Consider the following 25,695-nt stretch of genomic DNA (forward strand, 5'->3'; position numbering starts at 1 on the left):
TACAATCAAATTGATTATCTTGCTGCCCAAGCTTCAACTTCAATTTTAATGTTTGGATTTACTAAAGATGATACATAGGCATATGTTGTTGCAGGCGGGTTACCTGCGTGAAACTGACCCCAACAGTCTAAAAAGAATTGGCGATCGATATTCTCTGTTAGCCAAAAATTAATTTTAAAGATGTTGTTTAAATCGATTTTTTCACTTTCAAGTATCCTTTTAATATTTTCAAGTGCATTCTCGAATTGGCTTTCGATATCCTTTGGTAAGTTTCCATTTTTGTCGTTTCCCACTTGTCCTGATAATACTACAAGTTCTGCATTTCTTGGGACGATTGTTATATGACTATATTGTCCAAGTGGTGCAGCTACTGCTTCAGGGTTTACTTTTTTGATTTCCACTTTTTCTCCTCCTTTTTTTCTGTCAAAAAACCTCAAATGTCTAAAACATCTGAGGTTAGTTCATCTTAACAGCTCAATTACTCTTGCTAAACCTGTTGGTGTTATTGACACTTTATACAATGAAGCTATTTCCTTTTGATCTATGTCACTTTTGATCCATATTAAACCGCTAATAAAACCATTCATCTCTAGTTCAATTAATGCAGATTCGACGTCATCAATTGGTACTCCAACATCATTATGGAGTCCTTTATCAAAGTCCGGCTCTTTTTCTTGAAGCTCATTAAAAATAGCTAAAAGCATTAGCCCTGCATCTGAAATCTTAGTAGACAGAAAAAACACCACCTTTTTAGGTTATTAATTCGCCAGAAGGTGGTAATTTCCTTTTTTTGCTAATTTTTCTATTTAGTTAATAATTTATTTGTTTTTTCAGCTAGCTGTCGAGTATCCGTCAGTTTTACTGGATTATTATTTAGTTTATATTTTTGTTTGAGTAAAATAATTCTTTTTACGCTCTCATTTATTCGTTCCTCTGAGATTGTTTTATTATTTACAGCTGTTTCAATTGCTTTAAATACAGCTTTTGTTTTGTTTGGATCATGAGCAACCATAACAATATCACTTCCAGCTAAAATTGAAGTAACCGCTGCTTTTTCCAAATTATAATGATTACCAATTGCCGACATTGTCATATCATCTGTCATAACTACCCCATTATATTTTAAATCATTTCTTAATATAGAAGAAATGACCACCTTTGACATAGAAGCAGGGTAATTAGAATCAATTTTAGGTAATAAAATATGAGCGATCATAACAGCATCTGCATGTTGACTAATAGCATCTTTAAACGGGATTAATTCTAGCGATTTTAAATCAGTATACGATTTGTTTACAACAGGTAACTCTAAATGTGAATCAACAGAAGTATCACCGTGACCTGGGAAATGCTTTACGACTGGAATGATATTTTCTGATTGAATACCTTTCATTGTTTGGATGCCTAATTTACTAACAGTTTCCGGATTATTACTAAATGACCTGTCGCCAATAACTGGATTATTAGGATTACTATTTACATCTAAAACTGGTGCGAAGTCCATATTTAAGCCAAAAGCCTGTAACTGCTCTCCAAGAATTTGGCCAATTTCAAATGAGAATTTCCCATCATTTTTCTTTCCAATTTGTTCATTTGTCGGTATCTTTCCAATATTTCCAGGTAAACGAGATACCCTTCCACCTTCTTGGTCGACTCCAAATAATATTGGTAAGTGATTATTTTTATTCGAAGCCTTAATCGAATTAACTAGATTCACTGTTTGAGAAATATTATTTAAATTTTCATTGTAAAAAATAAATCCTCCAATATGATATTGTTCAACTAGTTCTTTTAAACTATTAGAGTAATTTGGTCCATTAAATCCGGCTATAATCATTTGACCTATTTTTTCTTGTAGTGACATCTCATTAATCATTTGATCAATGTTTGAGCCCGTGCTTGGTTGTATTTGTTCAATGAGTAAGACTGAAGTATGATCAACTGCCGGATTCTCATTTTCCTTTGTTGGCTTCGGTAAAATAAATTTCAATTCATAGTTGTTAGGCAAGTTGTAAATTATAATAATTTGATCAACTTCTTGATCCTTATAATATTTAACCTCACTTGGCTTATTTAATTGATTAATAATATCGTTATAGTGAACTTGTTTTAAATTAGGATCGTATGATCTTACTTCAAAAATTCGATTTTCGTTGTCATATCCTACTGAGAATTCTTGTGATTGATAGGTTAAATAGGTGCCGTTAGCAACCTCAGCTTTCTCAGCAGGCTCACCAAATTGATTTTTTATATCCATTAATAAAGTCTTCCCGACTGTTATTTTATTTTGATTTGGTATTTCCCCTTGTTTAGCACTTGTCAAAATTCCATTTAATACTTCTTCAGTTGAAAGATGATTATTATGACTAGTTTCCACTTCATTTTGATGATGTGAATTTTGAGCCGGTGTTTCTTTAAATACTTTATCTTTCACTGCAAAATAAATGCTAGTACAAACGACTAACACAACAACAATTAAAAAAACAGCTTTTTTAATAATAATCTCCTCCTAAACTATTATTTAATCCTAGAAAACCTTTACATTCATTTTCAGTAACTAGAATGGGCACCTTCTAACAAACAGGTGCATACGATGAGAAAGATTAACGAGGAGGGACTAATTAGCATGACCAGTAAAAAATCCCATGAATTGAATCATCCTATTAACTATAAACATCGAAATATGAATCCTAACTTAAATAATCCTTATTATTATCACCAAAATTGGCATAACGAATATCAGCCATATCCTATACAGCAAGAGTATCATTTAAATGATAAATCCGACTTTTTTTACCGTCAACATGCTCAACTTATTTTTGTACTAGTTCACGGTTCATGGGTTGATCCATTCTTCTGGCACGGGATTACACGTGAATTACAAAAAATGGGGCATATTGTTCATACACCACAATTACCTGGGCATGGAACAGATAAAGATAAAAATGTAAATCATGAAATCCTCACGAAGCAAGTTGTACATTATATAACTTCAAATAAACTTAATAAGATTATTTTAGTAGGTCATAACCTTGGCGGAACAGTCATACAAAAAGTTGCTGAACAGCTGCACGACAGAATTAAACGACTAGTATTCTGGAATGCTTTTGTTTTAAATGATGGTGAAAGCTTAGCTGATCAATATCCAGCACAAGCACAAAAATTCCTTTTAGGCTTAGCACAACAGTCTACTGACAATACGATAAAACTACCATTCCAATATTTCAGAGATGTATTTGTTAATTTAGCTGATTTACAAACGGCACAGCAAATTTATAGCGCGACCACCCCAGAACCAGCTACTCCGCTTTTTGAAAAACTAGATTTAAAAACCTTTTACCAATTATCTATCCCTAGAAGCTTTATTAATTTACAAGAAGATACAGCTAACTCTGGCTGGTACCCCTACATGGCTAGTAAATTAGGAGTTTATCGGTTTATTCAAGGAAGTGGCGATCATATGTCTACAGCAAAATTGTATTCAAGACGAATTGCCCAACTTATTGTAAGTGCCTCCCGAGACTAAAAAAGACTTTACTAGCTTATGATTGTAGCACTAAATTTATTTACCTTTAAGTGAAGTGACTTATCAAACTTCATTTAAAGGTAATTTAAAGTATTCTTAATTCTATTAATATATATTTAATATTTTTGTAACTTGTATTATACTAATATTACGAAATGTATAACAATTTTATTATCAGGAGATTATTATGAAAAAATTAAAAAAAATCGCAACCCTAGCAACTGCAACAACTTTATCAGCTGGTATTTTATTTAGTATTCTTCCAACAGAAACTCATGCAGCAACTAACCCTAAAGTTGTTCAAGCCCAAAACAACTTAAAAAAACAAGTAAGTTCTTATATTAAAACACTTACAAGTTATAAAAATGCAATAGCTTCAGATGATCAGGATATACATGATTATTACATGGAATTACGAACTGATCTAACTTTATTTACAAAATATAACTATACTAACAAAGATGGTTTAGTTAAAAAAATTGCTGGATATAAAACACGAATTGAAAAAGCACGTAAAGATAATGCAGCAATTGATATGAAAAAAGTAACAGCACAATTTAATACTTATGTTAAAAAAGTAGATTCAAAAAGCGCTAAAACATACTTTACAACACAAAAAAATAAATTAATGGCAATTCGAAATTACCAAAATCATACATATGATAGCATTGAGGAATATGTATACGAAATCGAGGATCAAATTTATACAGAAAATGAAGTTTATATTCGTCAAAAGTTACCTGTTGAATATAAAAACTTTGAAGTAGAATCAGATCTTGCAATGCAGAATTTATATGGATTATCAAGCAAAGAACATGATGTTTTAAACTATGCTTATGAAGTTCTTAATATGGATTACTCAACACACCATCAAATCGAAACTGATATCGATAAGATGTTTACTAAATTATTTAATGAGAATTTTGCAGCGATTGATGATTTAGAAGAGGATGAAGACTCAAGCTTATATTCTGCAATTGATAATAGAGATGTTACAAAAGCTAAAAATGCTCTTGTTTCAGGTACTGCAGTTTATAAAAAATTCAATGATGCATATAATCAAGCAGAAGCTCAGCTTGAAGCATATAAAGCAAACCTAACTGTTAAATTCGCTAGTAAAGTAAAAAAATAAGGCTATTTGTCCGTAAATAAAAACAGTCCTTTTGAAAATCATCTTTTCCAAAGGACTGTTTTTTATGTTTCACTTGATTTAGTTTTTCTTGTTTCGTTTTCGTTCTACGCGTATTTAAATCTAACATCGAAAATGGACTTCTACTTAATTCAGGGTTACGGTTCCCTTCCCTAGTTAACTTTTCTCGCAATTTTTTTGCTCTTGATTTACTCATGCTTTCTCACCTCATTCATTTTATCTTTCTATTATATACTTGTTATCAAAATTTTCCACTAACTCTCTACCTTATTTTTTTGAAATCGGAATAAAGTGATTAAATAAACCTACTACTTTTATTTGCTTGTCAAAAGCCTTAACCTCATAAATCGAAAAAAAGACATAATCTTTATTAGTTGTCACTGAACTAATTAATTTTTCACCTAATAAATCAATTCCAAAATCAAGATACTTATTTTTTGATTCCGATTTAAGTTCATCTTTTGCCCAGCTAACAAACTCACCCTTCGTAGGATTCGTCTGAGCTGATATGATCAGACAAATGGCCAAAGCTCCGATAATAATTAATTTCTTCATAAGTCACCTTTTCTTTATTTTCTCTTATCTATCATAAAGGATATTAACAAATTGTCCAAAAGATATCTCTTTTCATGCTGTTGAAAAGAAATTGTTAATTAATCAAAAATTTAACCCAGGGAAAAGAAGCTGTATGTGGTTGATTTCCACTACAGGGTTCTCGCTTTCCATGGGGCGAGACCTGAGCCTCCTCGGCGCGCCTGCGGGGTCTCNNCATCTCCCATAGGAGTCGAGCACCCCTCCGCTCCAATCAACATCTTCAATATAAAAAAGTAGGCATTAAAGAATATTACTAAGTCCCTTTTGTTAGAGAAAAATAGAAATTAAATACTCATTTATTTTGCTAAAATCGGAAAATCCTCTACTCACAAACTAATAATTGAATTTGTTCTCAAACAAATAGCATCTCAATAATTTATATTCTGAAAAGAGCCATTACTAAAGTTTATTGGAATTTTACAAACAAATTATCCAGTAAAACAAAAAATAACATCAAAATATTAAAAAATTTAACATCAATTATAGCACTCATTAACATTTTAACTATTGACTATTTTATATTTCAAAACTCTTAAAAGATATCTTTTTTCATAAAAAAAAACGAAAAAGGGGCATAGTGCGCCCCCTTAGGAAAAGTAAAACTTATTTAATAACACCATTCTTTAAAATGTTTGAATCTAAAAATGGAATAATTGTAATAATTTCATTTATACCATTTTTGGATATGGCATCTAATGCAAGTTCATTAAGAAGGTCACTTTCAATAAATGGACAAATCGATGTTAAAGATTTAATACCATTTAATTCATAGCTTTTTCTTGCACATTCGTTAATGACTTCATCACTTATAAATGGGGCCATTGATGTTAATCCATTAATACCATTTGTATCAAACTCTTTCTTTGCACATTCATCAATCATTTCATCGCTAATAAATGCTGCCATTGATGTTAATTCTTTTACACCATTTCTCTCAAACTCTTTTCTAGCGCACTCATCGATTATTTCATCACTTATAAACGGGGCCATTGATGTTAATCCTTTTATGCCGTTAATTTCGAACTCTTTCTTTGCGCATTCATCGATTATTTCATCGCTTAAAAATGGAGCCATTGATGTTAATCCTTTTATACCATTTATTTCAAACTCTTTCTTTGCACATTCATCTATTGTTGCATCACTAATAAATGGAGCCATTGCTGTTAACTCTTTTATGCCATTTAGCTCAAACTCTTTTTTTGCGCATTCATCAATCATTTCATCGCTTATAAATGGTGCCATTGATGTTAATCCCTTTATACCATTTAACTCAAATTCTTTCTTTGCGCATTCATCGACTATTTCTTCACTAATAAATGGTGCCAATGTCGTTAACCCTTTTATGCCATTTAGCTCAAATTCTTTCTTCGCGCATTCATTGATTACTTCCTCGCTTATAAACGGTGCCAACATTGTTAATTCTTTAATACCAGTGGTTTCAAATTCTTTCATTGCAAATTCGTCAATTAATTCTTTACTAATAAATGGAGCAATTTGTAGTAATTCTCCTATTCCTTTTGACTCAAACGCTTTCTTTGCAAATCCATCAGTCACTTCTTTACTAATATAAGATGCCATTCGAGATAATTCTTTAATTCCGTTTGAATCGAATTCTTTCTTTGCACATTCATCGATAATTTCTTCACTAATAAACGGGGCAATTTCTGAAGTATCCTTCAAAGTAAGCTCATTCTCAACATTTTTAAACACTAAGTCTGCTTGTTCAATATTAAGTATAGGTGCTATGTTTAAAAATTCTTCTTTTTCTACTTCAATCACAATCGATGTATCATCATGATCCTTTTCGATTAAATTATTAATTAATTTAATCCCTTTTTCGTTTCCTAAAATTTCATCAATACTTACATTAAAAATCTCTGCAAGCTCGGGTAGCTTTGAAATATCAGGCATTGTTTCCCCACGTTCCCAGTTACTAATTGCTTGAAAGCTAACACCTAATTGATCAGCTAACTTCATTTGTGTAATCTTGTTTGCTTTTCTTAATTGTGCGATTCGTCTACCTACTTTTTTCATATCAAACATTTACATCACCTCTTGTCATAAGATAATTTAATTGTATCTAGCTACATGACTTTTTAATATCAAGCATTACTTGAATTGCTTAAAAATGGACTCAAGTAATAATTGAATTCATAAAAAATAGCTTATTCTAATCGATTTATTTTTTAAGTAGTAATTTAATTATAACAATTTTTTAAAAATTTTCGCCCTAAATTAAACAAAAAAAACAACCCAAAAATGAGTTGTTTATTAGAATTTACTATTAAAGATGTTCTTTTGATGCCCAATCATAAAGAGCTTCAAAATTTAGTTTTTCTAACCAATGTCGTTCAGCTAAAATGAAAGGGTGAATCAATATTTCCTTACGATTTGAGTCGTCACAAAAATTATATAATTTATCTTTATAAGGTTCTAAAAGCTCTAGAACTTCTTTTATTCGCCATTTAAACCGCTTACTTGAACCCCAGCCAACAATAATAATATCAGCATTATTGATCGCTAGTTTTATTGCCTCATCATTATGCGGGCCAACCTCGCATTCTTTTCCTTTAAGCTTTATTGAATCAGGTTCCATTAATGCAAAAAGATTTACTAGTTCTAGTGACCCGAAGCTACTTTTCTTATAATCTATAAAAAAGTTAAGGCATCTAGACAATATATAATCACTCTTTAGATGATTAGCTCTACAAGGATTAAGTAATACAAGTGTAGCTTTCTTTTTTGACTCATCCCAAGTTCTCGTAAGCGAATATCGCATTAATTTATTTTGTTTATCAAAGACCGCCTTCGTATTAATCTGCATTGTATGACAGTTTACAAAATCCTCAAATGACATATACTCACTCTTTTCATCATTAATTAAAACAAAATCAATAAGGTATTATATTCCGATGAGACGTCCAGTGTACTATATTATTAATTTAAAATAGATAATCATTACAATGATCCTATAAAAAAATTTTAAAATTTTAGTAGACTTCCTATTTACTAATTTACATTTTCCTAGTACGATTATGGATAATTTAGACAATTCATTTTAAGAAGGAGCTATCTTATGATTAAAGGAATAATTTTTGATTTAGATGATACATTACTGTGGGATCAAAAAAGTGTAGAAGTAGCATTTGCCAACACATGTAAACTAGCTACAGAAAAATACGGAATTAACCCGCTTGATTTTGAAAAAGCTGTACGTGAATCAGCTAGAAATCTTTATGAATCATACGATACATACGAATTCACTAAATTAATTGGCATTAACCCTTTTGAAGGACTTTGGGGAAATTTCCTAGAGGAACATGATCAATTCCCAAAAATGAGAGCGAACACTTCATCATATCGAAAAAATGCATGGACGCTTGCTTTAAAATCCTTTGGCATTGAAGACCAAGAATTTGGACAATTACTCGCTGATACTTTCCCTGAAGAACGTAAAGGAAATCCATTTGTTTACGATGAAACATTTGCTGTGCTCAATCAATTAAACGAAGAGTATAAACTTCTATTACTCACAAACGGCTCACCTGATTTACAGCACACTAAACTTTCAATCACTCCTGAAATTAAAGAACATTTTGATCAAATCCTAATTTCCGGAGACTTCGGAAAAGGAAAACCCGACCCAAGCATATTCGAACATGCTCTCTCATTAATGGAACTTTCTAAAGATGAAGTAATAATGGTCGGTGATAATCTAATGACTGATATTCTAGGATCTAACCGAATTGGTATGAAGAACGTATGGATTAACAGACATAAAAAAGAACGGAATGAAGTGGTTCCTTCATATGAAATTACTCATTTAGAAGAGCTTTATCCAATAATTGAATCTTTGAATGAATAAATTTTTAAAAATCTAGCAATTCATTTACTTGGGTTGCTTGATTTTTTTGTTTTTTGGTGGGAATTGTATGAGCTACTTTCAATTAATGAGATAAGTCTATCCAGAAATATTTTTAGTCTTTATCGATGCTTTTTTAATATTAATATTACGATTTTGACTAGTTATACCCCCTTTTTGAATCATCTTTCTACAAAAAAATCCCCTTAATTTCTCTATGTAGATAGCTTGTTCCATATAATATTTCAACTAATTAAATTGACCGTTTCAATGTTTAGGTCCGTCCCCTATTTAACTTCAAGATTTAAGTCTGTCTAGATGGAAAATGGGGGTATCTTAATGGCTTTTTTCAGTTAGATTTGAATTTATGATCTTCATTTATAGATTTTTAGTAGATTTCTTCACTTTTTTAATCGGTTTGGGAAGAATCCTGAGCAAATTTATTCATGTTCATCTACTTTTTGAGCAAATATCGAGGTTAGATACCCTTACCGGTATAGGTATTATTCTTTGTAATTAGTGTTACTAGATCATTTAATTGCAGTTTTACTAAATTTATTTGCAGTTTTGTTAATTTTAATTGTAGTTTCACTGATTTTAATTGCAGTTTCTCTATTTTTATTTGCACTTCGACCTTTATTTGCACTTCCTGATTTCTTATTTGCACTTTTCACAGGTTTATTTGCACTCCGACCTTTACTTCACTTTCTGATTTCTCATTTGCACTTCCCAAAGGTTTATTTGCACTTCCCACTTTCTTAATTGCACTTTCCACATGTTTATTTGCACTCCGACCAAACTCTTCCTTTAAACTTAACCTACAAATATAAAAATAAGGCTGCCCCTAAATACTACACGCGGGACAGCCTCTATCTATTATCCTAAATTAATATACCTTATTACCACTAGACTTAGTAAAAGCTTGCCTTAGATCAGCCACAATGTCTTCCCATGCTTCAAGGCCTATGGACATTCGTAACAAATTATCTGTGATACCCATTTTTTGTTGTAATTCTTTTGGTACGACTGCGTGTGTCATTGTAGCTGGATGTTGGATTAATGTTTCGGTATCGCCTAAGCTTACTGCTATTTTTACCATTTTTAATTGGTTGATAAATTCCTGTGTTTCTTGTTTCGTGCCATGGATGGTAAAGGCGATGACACCGCCACCTTTTTTCATTTGTTTACTGGCAATATAATGGTCTTTATTTTTTGAATCACCAGGGTAAAACACTTCTTTTACGATTGGATTGGATTGTAGATATGCAACGACCTTCTCAGCGTTTTCACATTGGCGATCCATTCGAACTGCTAGTGTTTTTAACCCTCGAAGCAGCAGCCATGCATCAAACGGAGACATAATTGCTCCGATGTCTTTTCGTATAGGGAGCATTCGTTCAGCTAACTCTTTTGTTTTGCAAACTACGATTCCTGCAACTACATCTCCATGACCACTAATGTACTTCGTGGCACTATGAAGAACAATGTCACATCCTAGCGTAAGTGGCTTTTGTAGATAAGGGGAACAAAATGTATTATCAACTACAAGCGTTATATTATTTTTCTTTGCTACCTCTACAATCATCTCAATGTCGATCACTTTCATTGTTGGATTAATTGGAGTCTCAATAAATATGACCTTTGTGTTATCTTGAATTAATTCACTTAATTTTTCTTCTGTATCCATTTCACAAAAGTTATGTTGAATACCAAACTTGTTTTCTAGCATTTCTAAATATCCATACGTACAACCGTAAATTCCTTTCGAGCAGATGATGTGGTCGCCTGAACTTATTAAAGAGAACATCGTGGCTGAAACAGCTGCCATGCCAGAACCAAATGCTAAAGCTGCTTCGCCTTCTTCTAGAGCTGCCATTCGTTCCTCTAAAATTTGAACAGTTGGATTTCCTAGCCTTGAATAAATAAAGTCATCTATTTCTCCACTAAAAGATTGTTCACCATGCTGCGCTGTTGGAAATGTATACGTTGACGTATGAAATAACGGTGGAGTTAAACTCCCGTGATACTCACTAGTTTTGTACCCTTCGTGTATTAACTTTGTATCAAACCTATTTCCCTTCATTTTTAAATGCCTCCTTAATTAAGTGATTGATTAATTAAAAACGTTAATTAAAGCTAAAATCCCAAAATGAAAGCCTTTACAAAATTTTCCACTTTAACTACTTCTAGAAATAAGAGAGCAATACCTTTAAATAAATTATGTAATGAATATAAATGGTCAAGAGAAGAATCAAACACAATAAAAGATAATGAAAATAAAAAAAGTACTCTCTACCTTTGTAGAAAGTACTTTTTTTAAATTCATTTCATTAAGTTAGTCTTCTAGCCACTTAAGTATTTCATCAATTCCAATTGCATCTTCAACTTCTGGAAACTTCTTAATAAAATTTAAATCGGTATCATTTTTTATCAATTCATCAAATTCGTTTGGCTCATGGACGCTCATTGATTACACCTCTTTAGTAAATTTTATTTAATTTTTGTATTGTTAACAAACTTACTTCATTAAATACATATACAATTTTTAATAAAAGAAGTACCTCGGACTAACAGAATAAATTATTAATAATATAGTTCGTAGAATATTTATTTTTTCCTCTTTTTTGCAAAAAAAAATCTAGCCTTTTTTTATAAAAATAGTTCATAGTCTAGCACAAACTCTCCTGTACAAGCATTTAATATAATAGCTATTAAAAATATCATACCGAGTCTATAACTCAAAAAACTTCTACAAAATTTATTACTAAAAAATTTAGCCATATCATTCAAATGCGTCTAACTCGAGCTTTTATCCGCAAACTACCCTTTCCAACTCTTTCCTCCGATTTAATTTATAAAGTAATACAAGCCATCATAAAAAGTTTCATTTATAGACTCTGGTTCATTAAAGTAGATGTTATTTCTCTAGAAATAACATCTACTTTTTACATACGAAGTAAACCGCCTATTTAACCATTCCATTCCTAAGTGCCGTTACGACAACTTGTGTTCGATCTTCACAACCAAACTTTTGCAATATGCGATGGACATGTGATTTCACTGTACCTTCTGTAATAAATAATTTCTTGCCAATTTGATCATTTCGAAGGCCATATGCCATTTCTTGCAGGATTTCTTGTTCACGATCTGTTAATTTTTCAATAAGTATTGATTCGCCTTCTTTTCCGGGAATCGCAAAACCAGAAACTATCGCTTTCGATAGTGCATCAGCCGCTAGCTTTGTTTTAAAAATTGCTTCACCTCGATATGCTGAGCGTATTGCTTCAAGCATTTCCTCAACATCCGCATCCTTTAATAAAAAGCCTATTGCGCCTGAACGAATACCTTGGTAAATATATTCTTGATCATCAAACGTTGTTAGAATAACAATTTTCGTTGGAGGTAATTGTTTCATTATTTCTTTTGTAGCATCAATTCCAGAAAGATTTGGCATTTGTATATCCATTAAAATAACATCTGGAAGCTTTTCTTTTGCTATGTTAATTGCTTCTAATCCATCAGAAGCCTCACCGATTAAGTTCATATCATCTTGTAAGTTAATTACATAACGAAAGCCTTGCCTAATCATCGTTTGATCATCTACTAGCAAAACCTTTATTTTTTCATTAGACATTTTTCTCACCCTTTCTTTCGTTACAACGGTATTTTTGCAACGATTTCGAATCCGTGTGGGGTAATTACTGAATACGATAAACATCCATGCATTTTTTCAAGTCTTTCTCTCATTGATTTTAATCCAAAGCCTTCACTAATGTTTTGAGCATGATCCAAATATCCATTATCTCTAATTGTCATATTGATGCATTCAGATTCTTTACTTAGCAATACGTCTAATTTTGTAGCTTTAGAATGGCGAATCACATTCGTAATTGATTCTTGTAAAATTCTAAATACTATTTTGTATACCTCTACATCAAGTTCAACATCACCAATCTCAGCTTGAAAGGAATATTGAATACTTGTAGATGATTCCATATGTGTAAGTAGGATTTCTAACGTTCCAATTGCAGTTTGAGGGATTTCATCAGCAAGTGAGTGTACAGATTTCCGAATATCTTCTAAACCTTTTCGAGCAACAACTAGCATATCCTTTAAACTATCTTCAGCTTGATTAGGGTCCTTCTTCACCATATATTGTAAAGCTTGCATTTGAACGATTAGAGAAGTCAAACTATGGCCGACCGCATCATGAATCTCTCTAGCAATTCGGTTTCTTTCTTCTAAAATTGCATTTTGCATTACAGTAGAAGATGCTTCTTGTAGTTGGCTATATGCTTTTTCTAAATTAACTAAATGTTGTTTATTCAAATCATACATTTCATTACGCTGCATTCTACTTTTTACATTTAAATAAATAATAATTGAAATTAAAATATATGTTAAAACGCTCAATAAATCTTGATGGCCAAATCGTGAATAAATTAAGGCAATAATAATCATAACGATTATTGAAGCAATAGGTGTTCTAGATAATGATGACCGTATGATCGTTACGTAAAACATAAAGGCTAACAAATATAATACATTTATTTCTTTAAACATTATTAAACCAATTGAACTTTCAATCGCCATTATACTAAACACAATGACTAAATTTACATTAGTCCACTTATATTTAGGAATCAATAATATACAAGTTATAGTAGCCCAAATAGCCAAATAAAGTACCGTTTTAATAGGTGGTCCACTAAATAACTTCCCCGTACTCATAAAAAACAATATAATAGCAGCACCCATGATTGGTCTTAATAAGGAGACATTCTTCTCTTTCAAAATAAACTTACTCCTCTCAATTACCTATAAAAATTCATTCTTAATTTTAAACAATATTTTTCCTGATTTCCTCTATCTATAGTTATAGACTTTTCGAAAAAAATTCTATCATTTAGAAGTCGTTTCAGAGCAAATAAAAGAATATGATAGGAATATAAATCACACATTAAAGGAGAAAAACAATGAAACAACAATATATGATTATTGGTATTATTATTTTACTTTTAGTTTATCGTATCTTCAAAAGAGTTCAACGAAGTATCGGTTGGCAACAATTAAATAAAAATAGAATGCGCAGAAGTATCATTATATTCTTAATAATTGGAGCATTAGTCCTATTACAAAGTGGTTTAAAACCGATCATTATAACTTCAGATATAGTTGGTATTTTAATCGGAATTGGGCTTGCTTACTTCGCTTCAATTAAAACAAACTTTGAAATGAGAAATGGCTCATGGTTCTACAATACTAATATTTGGATTAGCGGAACTGTTACTTTACTATTCTTCGGTCGTTTAATTTATCGTATTTATGATATTTATTCAATTGAAAAATTACATGGTGCGTCAAATGATGTTTTAACAAACAGATTACAAAGCATGGCATCTGGTTGGTCAGCTGGATTAATGTTAATCATGTTCGCATACTATATTGTCTTTAATTTATTTATGATGAAAAAAGAGAAAAACCTTACTCAAGAGATTAATATATAATTAACAGAGGACTTCTATTGGAATAATAGAACGATCATAAACACGAACAAAATATGAACAATATTGATAAAGTTGTGAACCCCGTTGATATATCATTGAATCTCGTTGATATATCACTAAATCTCGTTGATATATCACTAAATCTCGTTGATATATCTCTAAATCTCGTTGATATATCACTAAACCTCGTTGATATATCACTAATTCACGTTGATATATCACTAAACCTCGTTGATATATCGCTAAATCTCGTTGATATATCGCTAAATCTCGTTGATATTTCACTAATTCACGTTAATATATCACTAAACCCTGATGTTCTATCATGAATTCTCGTTGATATCCTCACTTTTTCATATTGAAATATGTTTCATCCCAGTTCTAATAGGTTGAAAACTTCAAAAAAATCCCACAAGATTTAATCTTGTGGGATTTTTATTATTTACTCTCTAAAGCAAACTCGACCGCACTTTCGGCATGTATTCTTGTTGTATCGAAAACAGGTATACTACAACTGGATTGAGAGATTAACATCGTTATTTCTGTACAGCCTAAAATAACTGCTTCCGCACCTTGCTGGACTAAATGATCAATTATGTTTAAATAAATTTGTTTTGATTCTTCTTTCACAATACCAAGACAAAGTTCTTCATATATAATATTATGTACAAGTTTTCTTTCAGCATCGTTTGGAACGATCACATCAAGTCCAAATTGATCAATTAATCTTCCTTTGTAAAAATCATGCTCCATCGTAAATGCTGTTCCTAAAAGTGCAACTTTTTTAATTCCATTCTTTACAATTTCTTTAGCAGTTGCATCCGCGATATGTAATAAAGGTATTGTAACTGATTCTTCAACTTCTTTAGCCATCTTATGCATTGTATTCGTACAAATAACAAGGCAATCTGCACCACTAGTCTCAAGCTTTTTAGCAATTTCAATCATTATTGTTGTTAACTCATCCCATTTATCTTCAAACTGGAGCGTTTTAATTTCCCCGAAATCGACCGAATACATTAAGCTTTTTGCTGAATGATGCCCGCCTAGCTTTTCTTTTACACTTTCGTTCATAATTTGATAATAGAGTAATGAAGACTCCCAGCTCATACCACCTATAAGTCCGATTGTTTTCATAAAGAATCAGCTCCAGTTCCTTTTATTTTGGTTTATTAAATTAATTTTAAATTATTAAAACAAGGAAAATAAAAAATAGTATAGAATATTATTACAGTTCATGCCATCATTTGAATTACAGTTGTTAGGAGTGACTACATATGCATATTGAAAATAAAAAAGTATACCCAAATTGTCCATTTATTACTAGAAAAGTAGAGATTGGTGGACTAACAAAATCCCAGTTAATTGAGAAATTGCAACAAAATTCTATCTCGATCAACGAGTCTGGTGAGAGGATCCTAGCAGATGATAAGTTTACGACTTCTGAAAAAAAGTACAACCTTCAGACCGTCGAACTAACTGTTTATGATCTTGGCTTTATTGATGGGGCTACCACACCTGAGATTTATAAAAAAGCAGGCGAACTCGGCTTGGATTTATGTCCAATGGAGCTAGGTCCATACTTAAGACTGGAATATTTAGATCAGCCAGAAGGGTTTTTAGGAAATCCAGTGACACAACATCAAGCTCCACCAGGATCGATTACTGTTGCTTCTGAAGCATTAACTGATGACGTAGATTTTCCGAAGGGCTTTTATATTCGACGAATTGACAACGTGTTATGGTTACGCGGATATCGTGCAGATGATCTTCATGTTTGGAATTCCAACGATCATTTTATCTTTTGTCAAAAAAATTAATTGTGAACTATTAAGAAAAGCGAGTATAATTTGAATCGATCATGAAGATTGCTTAAAAGGTAATTTTTATTATGATCGGTTTCACTTTGTATTCGCAAATAACTTAGTAAATCCTGCCCCCTCTTACCTACTACTTCGCTTTCGCTAATTTATCCATTGCTTCTTGTTCTGTTGAAACAAAAAATACATAATTTCCTTTATTGCATTCATAAATAAAATCTTTTAGTGCATTACTTGTGTAACCCGAAAAGTCTCCAATAATTGCAAACTTAATATTGTAGTTAACGAACTTTTGAAGCATTGCTCCTGCAAGTTTAGTGCTTAGATTGAAAAAATCTTCTGAAATCGCCTCTTTGTTTAATGCAATACGGTTACTACGATGATCATAAGAAATCGTCATAATCATATCTAATGTACTTTGTTCATCAATAAGGATAACCGAATCTGCATGAGCGATTGCTATTACGTGTCCGTTTACTTCTGTCGTTTTTATATTCATTTGTCTTCCCCTTCTTAAATTTTGATTATTTCTACTAGTTTAATACAAAGATACTGTTCCGTGAAGTTATGCTTTGTTAAGATCCGATAAAAATGATAACAATTAGAATCCGACTATAGGCTTAGTCGGATTTTCTATTTCCTCAAGTTTCGTCTGTTCCTATTAAGAAAACCTTAAGAATTAATCTTCTTTTTCCTTAAGAATTTTTTGTTACTATACAGTCATACGAGGAGGATTATGAAGATGAATAAAAATTTAAAAATTGCCAGCAGCCTGTTTTTTTTGCTGAGCATCCCAGCCATAATGATGATTTATCCCTATTTAAATACTTCAACCCGCGGTGTCCATACATTAGTGACAAGTTTAGATAGAGAGATTCCTGTTGTGAAGATGTTTGTAGTTCCTTATATTGCCTGGATTGGTTATCTAACCATAACGTTAATTTATTTTTGTTTCAAAGATTATAAGCTAGCAATTAAAACGATTCTAGTATTTGACCTAGGATTGCTAGTTTGCTTCATTATCTATTATTTTTACCAAACTGTCGTCCCAATACGACCTGAGGTTACAGGTGAAGATTTTTTGTCTCGCATTTTAAAGTATGTATACAAAATTGATCAACCATATAATTGCTTTCCAAGCATCCATGTTATGAGCAGTTATTTAATGATCCGTGCAGTTCGTCATTGTTCTTGGAAAAAGTGGTGGATTGATTGGGGAATTAAATGTTTCTCCATCTCGATTATCCTTGCGACATTATTTATTAAACAGCATGCGATTATGGATGTAATCGCAGCAATTATTTTGGTCAATTGCTTATTTAAACTAGTTGAAAGTGTGAATGAGTGGATGTTATTGCCAAATAGAAAAGTAAAAACTGTTAGAAATGAACTTACCCCCATCAAGTAGACACATTTAAACTATCCCCACGAATAAGCAGAGAATTAATCTTGCATAATTACCGATCCTGAGTCATTTTTTTGACTCTTTTTTATTTATGTATATAGCAGTAAGTTTAATTCAATTAGAAAAGGGTTTCTTAATTAGAAAAAAGAATACTATGGTTGGGTATTTTAGATTACACTCTAAATATAGCTAGGTTGACCAATTTCTAAAGGAGATGATGATCAATGAAAAAAACAGCGCTTTTCGTAATTGATGTACAGGCATTTATGTTCAATGAATCTGACCCAGTATATAACGGTGAAAAATTATTACATAATATTAATCTATTAATTGATAAGGCAAGAGCGTCAAATACACCTATCTTTTATATCCAGCATTCTGAAGAAGGATCCCCACTTGAATATGGTACTCCTGGGTGGGAAATTCAGTCGGATATTGCACCTTCTGAAAATGATATCATTATACATAAAGAAACGCCTGATTCATTTTTTAAGACAAATTTATCAGAAGAACTCAGCAAGCTAGATATCCATCACTTAGTCATGGCAGGTATACAAACAGATATGTGTGTAGATACGACGACTCGAAGTGCCTTTGGAAAAGGCTATGAAGTTACTTTAATTACAGATGCTCATAGTACTTGGAATTCAGATGCACTTTCTGCGGAGCAAATCATTCATCATCATAATCAAACTTTACGCTGGATGGCTAATATACAAACAGCGGAGGAATTCAATTTTTAACATAGAAAAGAATCAGAGCAATTTGCGCTGATTCTTTTTTCAATATTCAAACATATTCAAGTATGCGAAACTATTATTTCACAGTCCCCATCTAAAACAAACTCACCAAATCCAACAGGAATGATAAAGTTGGATCCTTTTGTTAAATGATATTCTTCACCACTGTGGATTAGCTTTCCGTTCCCTTTTATAACACTTAAAAGTAAATATTGATCGTTATAAGTTAAATAGGCTTCTCCAGTAATATCCCATTTATGGACGGTGAAAAACTCTGAATCTACAAATGTATTAATTTTTATATTTTCTTTTTGTTCTGTTTTAAATTCCACTTGTGCTTCTTGATGAGGTACTGTTGTTACGTCGATTGCTTTATCTAAATGCAGTTCTCTTACATTTCCTTTTTGATCTTTTCGGTCATAATCGTAAACGCGATAAGTTGTATCAGAGCTTTGTTGTGTTTCTAAAACGAGTGTGCCTTCGCATAACGCGTGAATAGTTCCACTAGGTACATAGAAAAAGTCACCTGGTTTAATCTTCACTCTTCTTAGTAAGTGAGACCATTCTCCCTTTTTAATTTGGTTAATTAATTCATCTTTTGATTTGGCATTATGACCAAAGATCATATCTGCATCTTCTTTACAGTCAAGAATGTACCAACACTCTGTTTTTCCAAGGTCGCCATTTTCATTTATTTTTGCATACGTATCTTCAGGATGTACTTGAACGGATAAATCCATATTTGCATCTAATATCTTCGTTAATAGTGGAAATACTTGTTCCTTTGGGTGACCAAATAATTCTGGTTGCTTCGTCCATAATTCATTTAATGCCGTACCTGCAAATGGGCCATTTTCAATGATAGAGGCCCCATGAGGATGAGCTGAAATTGCCCAGCATTCACCTGTATTTTTATTTGGTATTTCATAGTTAAAATCCGTTTTTAAAGCTGTACCGCCCCAAATTCGTTCTTTAAATACTGGTCTTAAAAATAATGGTTGCATGGTAATTTCCTCCTATAATCTACTTAAACTAGTGCGTTTTTATTTAAAGCGTTTTGTGCAAGCATAAGAGCCCCAGTGATTCCAGCACGATCTCCTAAGCCTGGTAGTACGATATAATCAGATAACTCTGGTAAACTAACATAATCACAAACTAATTCTGTTAAATATTTATAGATGCTATTAAAGACTTGTTTTTGATTCATTACTCCTCCACCAAGAACAATCTTCTTAGGCGATAAGATTAAAATATATTGCATAAGCGCTTGGGCAATATAGTAGCCTTCTAAATCCCATACCTCTTCTCGGTTAACAAGGTTTGCACCTTCTACTCCCCAGCGTGCTTCAATTGCTGGACCAGCAGCTAATCCTTCTAGGCAATCACGATGATATGGGCATTTTCCTTCATACTGATCATTTGGATGACGTCTTACTAAAATATGACCCATTTCCGGATGTGTAATTCCTTGTAGTAACTCGCCATTCACTATTGCACCAGCACCAATTCCAGTACCAACAGTAATATATAGGCAGCTATCTAAACCTTTTGCTGCACCAAAAGTAGCCTCACCTAATGCCGCTGCATTGACATCAGTATTAAATCCAATTGGGACCGAAAAGTGATCTTTAAACACTTGAAGAAAAGGATAGTCCTTCCAAGCTGTTTTCGGAGTTGATGTAATATTCCCATAGGTAGTGCTTTCTTTATTTACATCGATTGGACCAAATGAAGCGATTCCAATTGCTCTTATCGGAAATTTATTGAAAAATTCAATCACCATTGGGATTGTTTCATCCGGTATTGTCGTTGGAATTTGAATTCTTTCAATTAAATTGCCATTTTCGTCACCAACTGCACATACAAACTTTGTTCCACCTGCTTCGATTGCTCCTAACATAAATTTCCCTCCAATATAATGTCGTTAAATTTTTATACTTCCTTTGATTGAAGAACGGATTTTGAGAGTGGTTTCTTCCAAATTAAATAAAGAATTGGAATCATCACCACATATATAATCGGAAAGAAGCTAAAGGAAATTGGTAAAAGCGCTTCGAGATCAAAGTATTTTCCCAATGCTAGGAATATAAAAACCCCGATTATTCTTCCAATACCAAGCGGAATTTCCCGAATAATAATATAATCCAATCGCTTATTCTTATAATTTGGATCTCGTTCAATTGATTCATAAATCATCGCATTCATTGATGTATTGATCATATTCATCGCTACTGGCGAAACAATGCCGAAAATAATTAATGAAATAAGATAGGGTAGTGAAGAAATTAGAATAGAACTGAGTAAGATACAAATTGCACCGACTGCAAAAATCTTTATTCGATCATTTTGATTCGTTAGTTTAGCTAAAAAATAAAATGCACAAACCGCAACTAGCTGAGCGAATGTGTTATAGATTCCTAGATTTAGCTCTCCGCCAGCTACCTTGAACGTCATCATCGTAATTAAAAAGGTCGTGTATACCCCAGATACTACTCCGTCGGAAAACATTACTAAGTACATTTTTTTCCATTCCGGTGAAGGTTTTTTTACAACATCCCAAAAATGGCTTTTTGAAGAAACTGGTTTTCCTTTTACCTTTAAGGACGTTAAAAATGCAATAAAGAAGAAAATACATGTACCGGTAAAAACAACATAATACCCTTTCATTCCATTAAATTGAGAAATGATGATTCCTGACAAAAGAGGTGCAATAACCCCTCCGATTGTCATTAAGATCCCTTGAACATACAAAAACTTATCTCTTTGTTCATTAGTTGTTAAATCTAAGATGGCTAAATGAACACCAACATAGTACAAGCTCATTGCCAATCCGTTTAAAAATCCTAGTAATAATATATGTTCATTCAAATTTGCATGGTAAAAAAGCATGATTAAATAGGTGATTAAATAACAGATGAAGCCTAATCGCATCGTAATCATTGGACTTGTTTTTCTAGCAATCCATGCACAAATACCAAAGCAAAGAATAATGGCAACTGACCAATGCAAGCTGAAACGCGCTAATAGTGAGTACGTTTTATCGAGCTTCCATAAAAATACACTTTGAAAGATCCCCGATAACGCTCCTCCAAATGAAAAAAATGTATTCATTACTAAATAGAACTTTAATTCTGTCGAAAAAGATTTAAAAATTTGAAGCATTCATGATTCTCCTCTTTTAAGAGGGGCTATTTACAAAGATGACTACTTACCTTCCAAAAATATCAATATTTTTGAGACGCTAGCTCCTAGCCTTTAGCTACCTCTTTATTTAATTTTTCTAGTATCCAGTCATTATTCTTTTTCATCTCTTTATTCCTCCCAAAAATTTTATAAAGAAAAAAGGATGCATAATGGATTTCTTTTACACCATTCCAAAATGTTAGATTGGGAGTAAATTCATTTCCTAGCTTTATGACATCCTTCCTATTAGAGTTAGATTATAAATAAGTTAGTGAATCTAGTATTTCTTGTAAGCTTAATTCAGCACATGCCATTGAAGTGTCTGCCACACCGTAGAACATTTTTACAACATCACCTTCAACTAGTGCCCCACATGAAAAGACTACATTTCCAAAGAATCCTTCTACTTCATAGTCAGCTTCTGGTTGCAGAATCGGTTCATTTGAACGAGCGATAATTTTAGTTGGATTCTCTAAATCTAGTAAAACTGCACCCATGCAATAACGGTGATCTTCAGTTGCACCATGATATAGCTCCAGCCAACCTTTTTCTGTTTTAAACGGAACAGCTCCTCCGCCCATTCGAGCACTATCCCACATTCCTTCTCTTAAACCTAATAAATGTTTATGATTGCCCCAATATAATAGATTATTAGATTCAGCAATCCAGATTTCAGGTTCACCTACACTTTTCGGTACAGGACGGTGAAGTGCATAATATTTACCATTAATTTTTTCCGGGAAGATTAATACATCTTTATTTTCAGGTGCAAAAATCATTCCATGATGTTCAACTGTTACAAAATCCTTTGTTGAAACCATTGACTCTCCAACACCTACAGGTGAAACGGCACTAAAATAGATATAGTATGTATCGTCAATTTGTGTAATTCGTGGATCTTCAATCCCGAATGTTTCTAATTCATTTGAAGGGTATACAAATGGAGTTTCATCGATTGTAAATTGATGGCCATCTTTGCTTCGAGCAATTCGTAAATACGATAGTGAAGTTAAATATGTGAAGCTTTGATTTCCACTTTCACAAATCATACGTACATCTGAAAAATCATATTTCGGATCATTTACATTAAACTCTAAAATTTCCAGTTCATTTGTAGTTGGATTAAAAACAGGTGATTTGATAATATTTGGATCTTCACTAATTGGACGTTCTGCGACACGTAAAAGCATAATAATTTCATCATTATTTTTTGCGATTCCTGCATTAAATGCACCGATTACTTCAAAGTCAGGACGGTGTGGTTTTACACTTGCAGGTGTTACGACTGGGTTTTCCTCATATCTATATACATTCATTATTATTAGCTCCTTTGTTTGTCTATGATTCATACTTATTGTTCGTATTGTAAAAACGGATCTACAATCGTAATTTTTTGAGCATCTGCATCACTTATGCCAGCGAATAGTATAGCTGTGCCATTAGCATGACGAACTAATCCACCGCTGAATACAACATCAATTAAGTCAGGACGTTTAGATGGTCCAGGTAAAAAGTGACTTCTTGTCGCGATTAATTCCATCTTTGAAAATGCACCTGATTCAGGCTCAAGACAAAATACCATCGGATAATAATGACGATTTCCCTCTTCATCAAAATTAGCAATATGACCTAACACGCCAATCTTTCCATTTGATAAAAGATGGACCTCATTTGCTCCGCCCCACTGCTCATCAATAAATTGAGTTTCAAGTAATGGAGCGTTATTAATCACATCAAGAGTTAAATCTGATAGTGATTGAATTGTTGTCCAACCTATTTTTCCTCTATCACCTTTTTCACCTTGAGGTCTAGTTAATACACCGATCCTTTTATCTTTTAACTCGACTAGACGTAAGTCTTTCATTCCATCTGGACCTTTTGCAAACTCCACTAAATCTGCAATGGAATCACCTTTATAAAAAACGGTTCTCCAACCTAATTGCCCAACGTTTACTGGATGTGGAAAGATTTGTACGCCTCCAATCACTAATTCACCAGCGATTCTCGTAAAAAATGGATCTTGTAATTCAAGAATAAGCGATCCTTCTCTAGGTACCCATTCACCATTTTTTTCAACGAAGAAATAAACAAATGAATGTTCGCTATCACGAGATTCAACTCTCCCAGCTATAACTAGTTCACCTTCGTCTTCAAAAGGAGCACTAATATTGTAAACATCATGATTACCAATACCAGTAAAAACGATTTTTTCTGGATTCGTTGGCTGCTTTTTCGTTGTGAATTCCAAAATTAACTCTTCACAAGTTTGAGCATTTTGCTTTTGATTAAATGTCATTCTCTTGTTCTCCTTTTAAAATGAATGCTTCGTTTGGTAAAACCTTTATATCTTTCGCAAATTCTAAGTCTTCTCGCTTAGATGAAAGTAGTAATTCAAATGTTTTATAACCATCAAACATGATTGATTTTGGTTCATCTGAAAAATTTAAAATAACGATTATTTTTTCATCAGAATTCGAGCGAATATAATAGAATAATTCTTCTTCATACTTTAATAATTCATACTGACCTAACTGTAATGCTGCATGCTCATTTCTTAATTTCAGTAAGCTCTTATAATAAGAAAGAATTGAATTTGAGTTTTGTAGTTGGTGCTCAACGTTAATCGAACGAGTATGATTTGGGACATTAATCCATGGTTCAACATTCGAGAAACCTACATTGACTTCTGAGTTCCATTGCATCGGTGTACGAGATTTATCCCTCGATTTTTCATTTGCAATTTTTAAAGCTTGTTCTTCTGATGCATTCGATTGCATTTCTAATTCGTATGCTGTAAGCCCTTGAACATCCTTCATTTTTTGGATGTCATCAGTAATCCAATCTCGCATACCAATTTCATCACCATAATAAATAAATGGGACACCTTTAGCTGTCAGCATCAATGTTGCTACTAATTTTGCTCGCTCCTCATCTCCACCAAATCTTGAAATAAAACGAGACATATCATGGCTAGAGAAAAACAGAGTAGGAGTTTGTGTTTCATCATAAATTTGCTCTGTTTCGTATAATTGTTGAAAAATCTCTTTAGCGTCAAACTCAGCTATACTACCAATATTAAAATTGAAAACGACATCTAATTTATTAAGTCCTGAGTAATCTTTAAGAATCGATAAATCATCTGAACCGACCTCACCAACTAAAAACTTATCCTCATAGCGATTTACAAACTCGGCGATTTCAGAAATAATCGATAAGATTCCCTCTTGGTCTTTATCATGCAAATGAATTTGCTCATTTTTTTCATTATCAATTGGATTCTCTTTGAACGAATTATTTACCTTTAAGAAATTGATGACGTCTAACCGAAAACCATCTATTCCTTTTTGAAGCCAAAAGTCCATTACATCTAACATTGCTTGCTTTACTTCGGGATTTGCCCAGTTTAAATCGACCTGCTCTTTCGCAAATGCATGATAATAATATTGGTTTGTTAACTCATCAAACTCCCACGCAGTTCCACCAAAAAATGATTCCCAATTTGTTGGTTCGTCCCTCCAAATATACCAATCTCGTTTTGGATGATTCTTACTGGATTTTGATTCTTTAAACCATTGATGTTCAGAAGATGTATGGTTTAAAACTAAATCAGCAATAACACGAATTCCTCTTTTATGTGATTCTTGGATAAATAATTCGAAATCCTCCATTGTTCCATAATCGGGATCAACGGAATAATAATCTGAAATATCATATCCATTATCAACCTTAGGTGATGGATAAAATGGAGTTAGCCATATTCCACCAATCCCTAACTCTTTTAAATAGTCGAGTTTTGAGATGATGCCAGTAAAGTCGCCAATTCCATCTCCATTTCCATCTTTAAAGCTCGGCATATATATTTCATAAAAAGTAGTTTGCTTCCACCAATTTGCCATTTCGTTAGAACT

General features: G+C 32.5%; 27 protein-coding genes. 7 read left to right on the plus strand and 20 right to left on the minus strand.

From position 1 onward, the window contains the following. Positions 1 to 14: 14 nt before the first annotated feature. The 3 genes from CN601_RS11675 to nagZ form a co-directional block, all read right to left on the minus strand. Complete coding sequence (locus CN601_RS11675) at positions 15 to 401, minus strand: RidA family protein (RefSeq protein WP_098119961.1); 387 nt, start codon at positions 399 to 401, stop codon at positions 15 to 17. 60 nt (positions 402 to 461) lie between these two features. After that, a complete protein-coding gene (locus CN601_RS11680; RefSeq protein ID WP_098171121.1) occupies positions 462 to 704 on the minus strand; it encodes a hypothetical protein in 243 nt (80 codons plus the stop codon). A gap of 98 nt (positions 705 to 802) precedes the next feature. Beyond that, complete coding sequence (gene nagZ, locus CN601_RS11685; protein ID WP_142317336.1) at positions 803 to 2,434, minus strand: beta-N-acetylhexosaminidase; 1,632 nt, start codon at positions 2,432 to 2,434, stop codon at positions 803 to 805. 192 nt (positions 2,435 to 2,626) lie between these two features. Between nagZ and CN601_RS11690 the strand changes: the two genes are divergently transcribed. Both CN601_RS11690 and CN601_RS11695 read left to right on the plus strand, forming a co-directional pair. Continuing rightward, positions 2,627 to 3,526 (plus strand): alpha/beta fold hydrolase, encoded by a 900-nt coding sequence (locus tag CN601_RS11690; RefSeq protein WP_257131686.1) that lies wholly within the window; start codon positions 2,627 to 2,629, stop codon positions 3,524 to 3,526. Positions 3,527 to 3,713: 187 nt separating this feature from the next. Continuing rightward, a complete protein-coding gene (locus CN601_RS11695) occupies positions 3,714 to 4,658 on the plus strand; it encodes a hypothetical protein (protein WP_098119958.1) in 945 nt (314 codons plus the stop codon). Here CN601_RS11695 and CN601_RS11700 read toward each other — a convergent pair. The 4 genes from CN601_RS11700 to CN601_RS11715 form a co-directional block, all read right to left on the minus strand. After that, positions 4,639 to 4,872, minus strand: a complete 234-nt coding sequence (locus CN601_RS11700; protein ID WP_098119957.1) for a hypothetical protein — start codon at positions 4,870 to 4,872, stop codon at positions 4,639 to 4,641. The two genes, CN601_RS11695 and CN601_RS11700, sit on opposite strands and share 20 nt — an antisense overlap. A gap of 71 nt (positions 4,873 to 4,943) precedes the next feature. Further along, positions 4,944 to 5,231: a hypothetical protein gene (locus CN601_RS11705; protein ID WP_098119956.1), complete on the minus strand. Its 288-nt coding sequence runs from the start codon at positions 5,229 to 5,231 to the stop codon at positions 4,944 to 4,946. Between the two features lie 642 nt (positions 5,232 to 5,873). Further along, positions 5,874 to 7,313: a helix-turn-helix domain-containing protein gene (locus CN601_RS11710; RefSeq protein ID WP_098171122.1), complete on the minus strand. Its 1,440-nt coding sequence runs from the start codon at positions 7,311 to 7,313 to the stop codon at positions 5,874 to 5,876. A 241-nt stretch (positions 7,314 to 7,554) separates the two neighbouring features. Then, on the minus strand, positions 7,555 to 8,127 hold the full coding sequence (locus CN601_RS11715) for a DUF1643 domain-containing protein (protein ID WP_098171123.1): 573 nt from the start codon (positions 8,125 to 8,127) through the stop codon (positions 7,555 to 7,557). 219 nt (positions 8,128 to 8,346) lie between these two features. On the opposite strand from CN601_RS11715, the gene CN601_RS11720 reads away from it, so the two are divergent. After that, on the plus strand, positions 8,347 to 9,135 hold the full coding sequence (locus CN601_RS11720) for an HAD family hydrolase (protein WP_098171124.1): 789 nt from the start codon (positions 8,347 to 8,349) through the stop codon (positions 9,133 to 9,135). A 527-nt stretch (positions 9,136 to 9,662) separates the two neighbouring features. Here CN601_RS11720 and CN601_RS26940 read toward each other — a convergent pair. The 5 genes from CN601_RS26940 to CN601_RS11735 form a co-directional block, all read right to left on the minus strand. Beyond that, entirely contained in the window at positions 9,663 to 9,806 is a 144-nt protein-coding gene (locus CN601_RS26940) for a hypothetical protein (RefSeq protein WP_179865529.1), read from the minus strand. A 212-nt stretch (positions 9,807 to 10,018) separates the two neighbouring features. After that, on the minus strand, positions 10,019 to 11,215 hold the full coding sequence (gene megL, locus CN601_RS11725) for a methionine gamma-lyase (protein ID WP_098171125.1): 1,197 nt from the start codon (positions 11,213 to 11,215) through the stop codon (positions 10,019 to 10,021). Between the two features lie 252 nt (positions 11,216 to 11,467). Beyond that, positions 11,468 to 11,599, minus strand: coding sequence for a hypothetical protein (locus CN601_RS27510; protein WP_257131687.1), 132 nt, complete (start codon positions 11,597 to 11,599; stop codon positions 11,468 to 11,470). Between the two features lie 498 nt (positions 11,600 to 12,097). Then, the gene (locus CN601_RS11730) at positions 12,098 to 12,766 is read right to left on the minus strand and encodes a response regulator transcription factor (RefSeq protein ID WP_098171126.1); all 669 of its coding nucleotides are present in this window, start codon (positions 12,764 to 12,766) and stop codon (positions 12,098 to 12,100) included. A gap of 20 nt (positions 12,767 to 12,786) precedes the next feature. Further along, on the minus strand, positions 12,787 to 13,926 hold the full coding sequence (locus tag CN601_RS11735) for a sensor histidine kinase (RefSeq protein ID WP_098171127.1): 1,140 nt from the start codon (positions 13,924 to 13,926) through the stop codon (positions 12,787 to 12,789). Between the two features lie 182 nt (positions 13,927 to 14,108). Here CN601_RS11735 and CN601_RS11740 point away from each other — a divergent pair, with 182 nt between their 5' ends. Beyond that, complete coding sequence (locus tag CN601_RS11740; RefSeq protein ID WP_098119948.1) at positions 14,109 to 14,639, plus strand: CcdC protein domain-containing protein; 531 nt, start codon at positions 14,109 to 14,111, stop codon at positions 14,637 to 14,639. 438 nt (positions 14,640 to 15,077) lie between these two features. On the opposite strand, the gene CN601_RS11745 is transcribed toward CN601_RS11740, so the two are convergent. Continuing rightward, positions 15,078 to 15,776, minus strand: coding sequence for an aspartate/glutamate racemase family protein (locus CN601_RS11745; protein ID WP_098171128.1), 699 nt, complete (start codon positions 15,774 to 15,776; stop codon positions 15,078 to 15,080). A 140-nt stretch (positions 15,777 to 15,916) separates the two neighbouring features. Between CN601_RS11745 and CN601_RS11750 the strand changes: the two genes are divergently transcribed. Then, positions 15,917 to 16,459 (plus strand): helicase, encoded by a 543-nt coding sequence (locus tag CN601_RS11750; protein WP_098171129.1) that lies wholly within the window; start codon positions 15,917 to 15,919, stop codon positions 16,457 to 16,459. A gap of 130 nt (positions 16,460 to 16,589) precedes the next feature. Here CN601_RS11750 and CN601_RS11755 read toward each other — a convergent pair whose 3' ends face one another. Next, positions 16,590 to 16,958 carry a DUF4180 domain-containing protein gene (locus tag CN601_RS11755; RefSeq protein ID WP_098119945.1) on the minus strand — a complete coding sequence of 123 codons (369 nt, stop codon included), beginning with the start codon at positions 16,956 to 16,958 and terminating at the stop codon, positions 16,590 to 16,592. A 237-nt stretch (positions 16,959 to 17,195) separates the two neighbouring features. Between CN601_RS11755 and CN601_RS11760 the strand changes: the two genes are divergently transcribed. Then, positions 17,196 to 17,867 (plus strand): phosphatase PAP2 family protein, encoded by a 672-nt coding sequence (locus CN601_RS11760; RefSeq protein WP_098171130.1) that lies wholly within the window; start codon positions 17,196 to 17,198, stop codon positions 17,865 to 17,867. 221 nt (positions 17,868 to 18,088) lie between these two features. After that, entirely contained in the window at positions 18,089 to 18,607 is a 519-nt protein-coding gene (locus tag CN601_RS11765) for a cysteine hydrolase family protein (protein ID WP_098119943.1), read from the plus strand. 56 nt (positions 18,608 to 18,663) lie between these two features. Here CN601_RS11765 and manA read toward each other — a convergent pair whose 3' ends face one another. The 6 genes from manA to CN601_RS11795 all read right to left on the minus strand — a co-directional run bounded on the left by manA (position 18,664) and on the right by CN601_RS11795 (position 25,683). Continuing rightward, positions 18,664 to 19,608, minus strand: a complete 945-nt coding sequence (manA, locus tag CN601_RS11770) for a mannose-6-phosphate isomerase, class I (RefSeq protein ID WP_179865530.1) — start codon at positions 19,606 to 19,608, stop codon at positions 18,664 to 18,666. 23 nt (positions 19,609 to 19,631) lie between these two features. Then, positions 19,632 to 20,504: an ROK family protein gene (locus CN601_RS11775; protein ID WP_098171132.1), complete on the minus strand. Its 873-nt coding sequence runs from the start codon at positions 20,502 to 20,504 to the stop codon at positions 19,632 to 19,634. Between the two features lie 32 nt (positions 20,505 to 20,536). Then, positions 20,537 to 21,766, minus strand: a complete 1,230-nt coding sequence (locus CN601_RS11780; RefSeq protein WP_098171133.1) for an MFS transporter — start codon at positions 21,764 to 21,766, stop codon at positions 20,537 to 20,539. A gap of 278 nt (positions 21,767 to 22,044) precedes the next feature. After that, positions 22,045 to 23,103: a BtaManbiosPhlase gene (locus tag CN601_RS11785; RefSeq protein WP_098171134.1), complete on the minus strand. Its 1,059-nt coding sequence runs from the start codon at positions 23,101 to 23,103 to the stop codon at positions 22,045 to 22,047. A gap of 35 nt (positions 23,104 to 23,138) precedes the next feature. Beyond that, complete coding sequence (locus tag CN601_RS11790; protein WP_098171135.1) at positions 23,139 to 24,083, minus strand: MTP-1 family protein; 945 nt, start codon at positions 24,081 to 24,083, stop codon at positions 23,139 to 23,141. Beyond that, positions 24,073 to 25,683 carry a glycoside hydrolase family 13 protein gene (locus tag CN601_RS11795; RefSeq protein ID WP_098171136.1) on the minus strand — a complete coding sequence of 537 codons (1,611 nt, stop codon included), beginning with the start codon at positions 25,681 to 25,683 and terminating at the stop codon, positions 24,073 to 24,075. The genes CN601_RS11790 and CN601_RS11795 overlap by 11 nt, the downstream gene beginning before the upstream one ends. Positions 25,684 to 25,695 lie beyond the last annotated feature (12 nt).

This window comes from Bacillus sp. AFS017336, from assembly GCF_002555445.1.
Taxonomy (GTDB): Bacteria; Bacillota; Bacilli; order Bacillales; family Bacillaceae_G; genus Gottfriedia.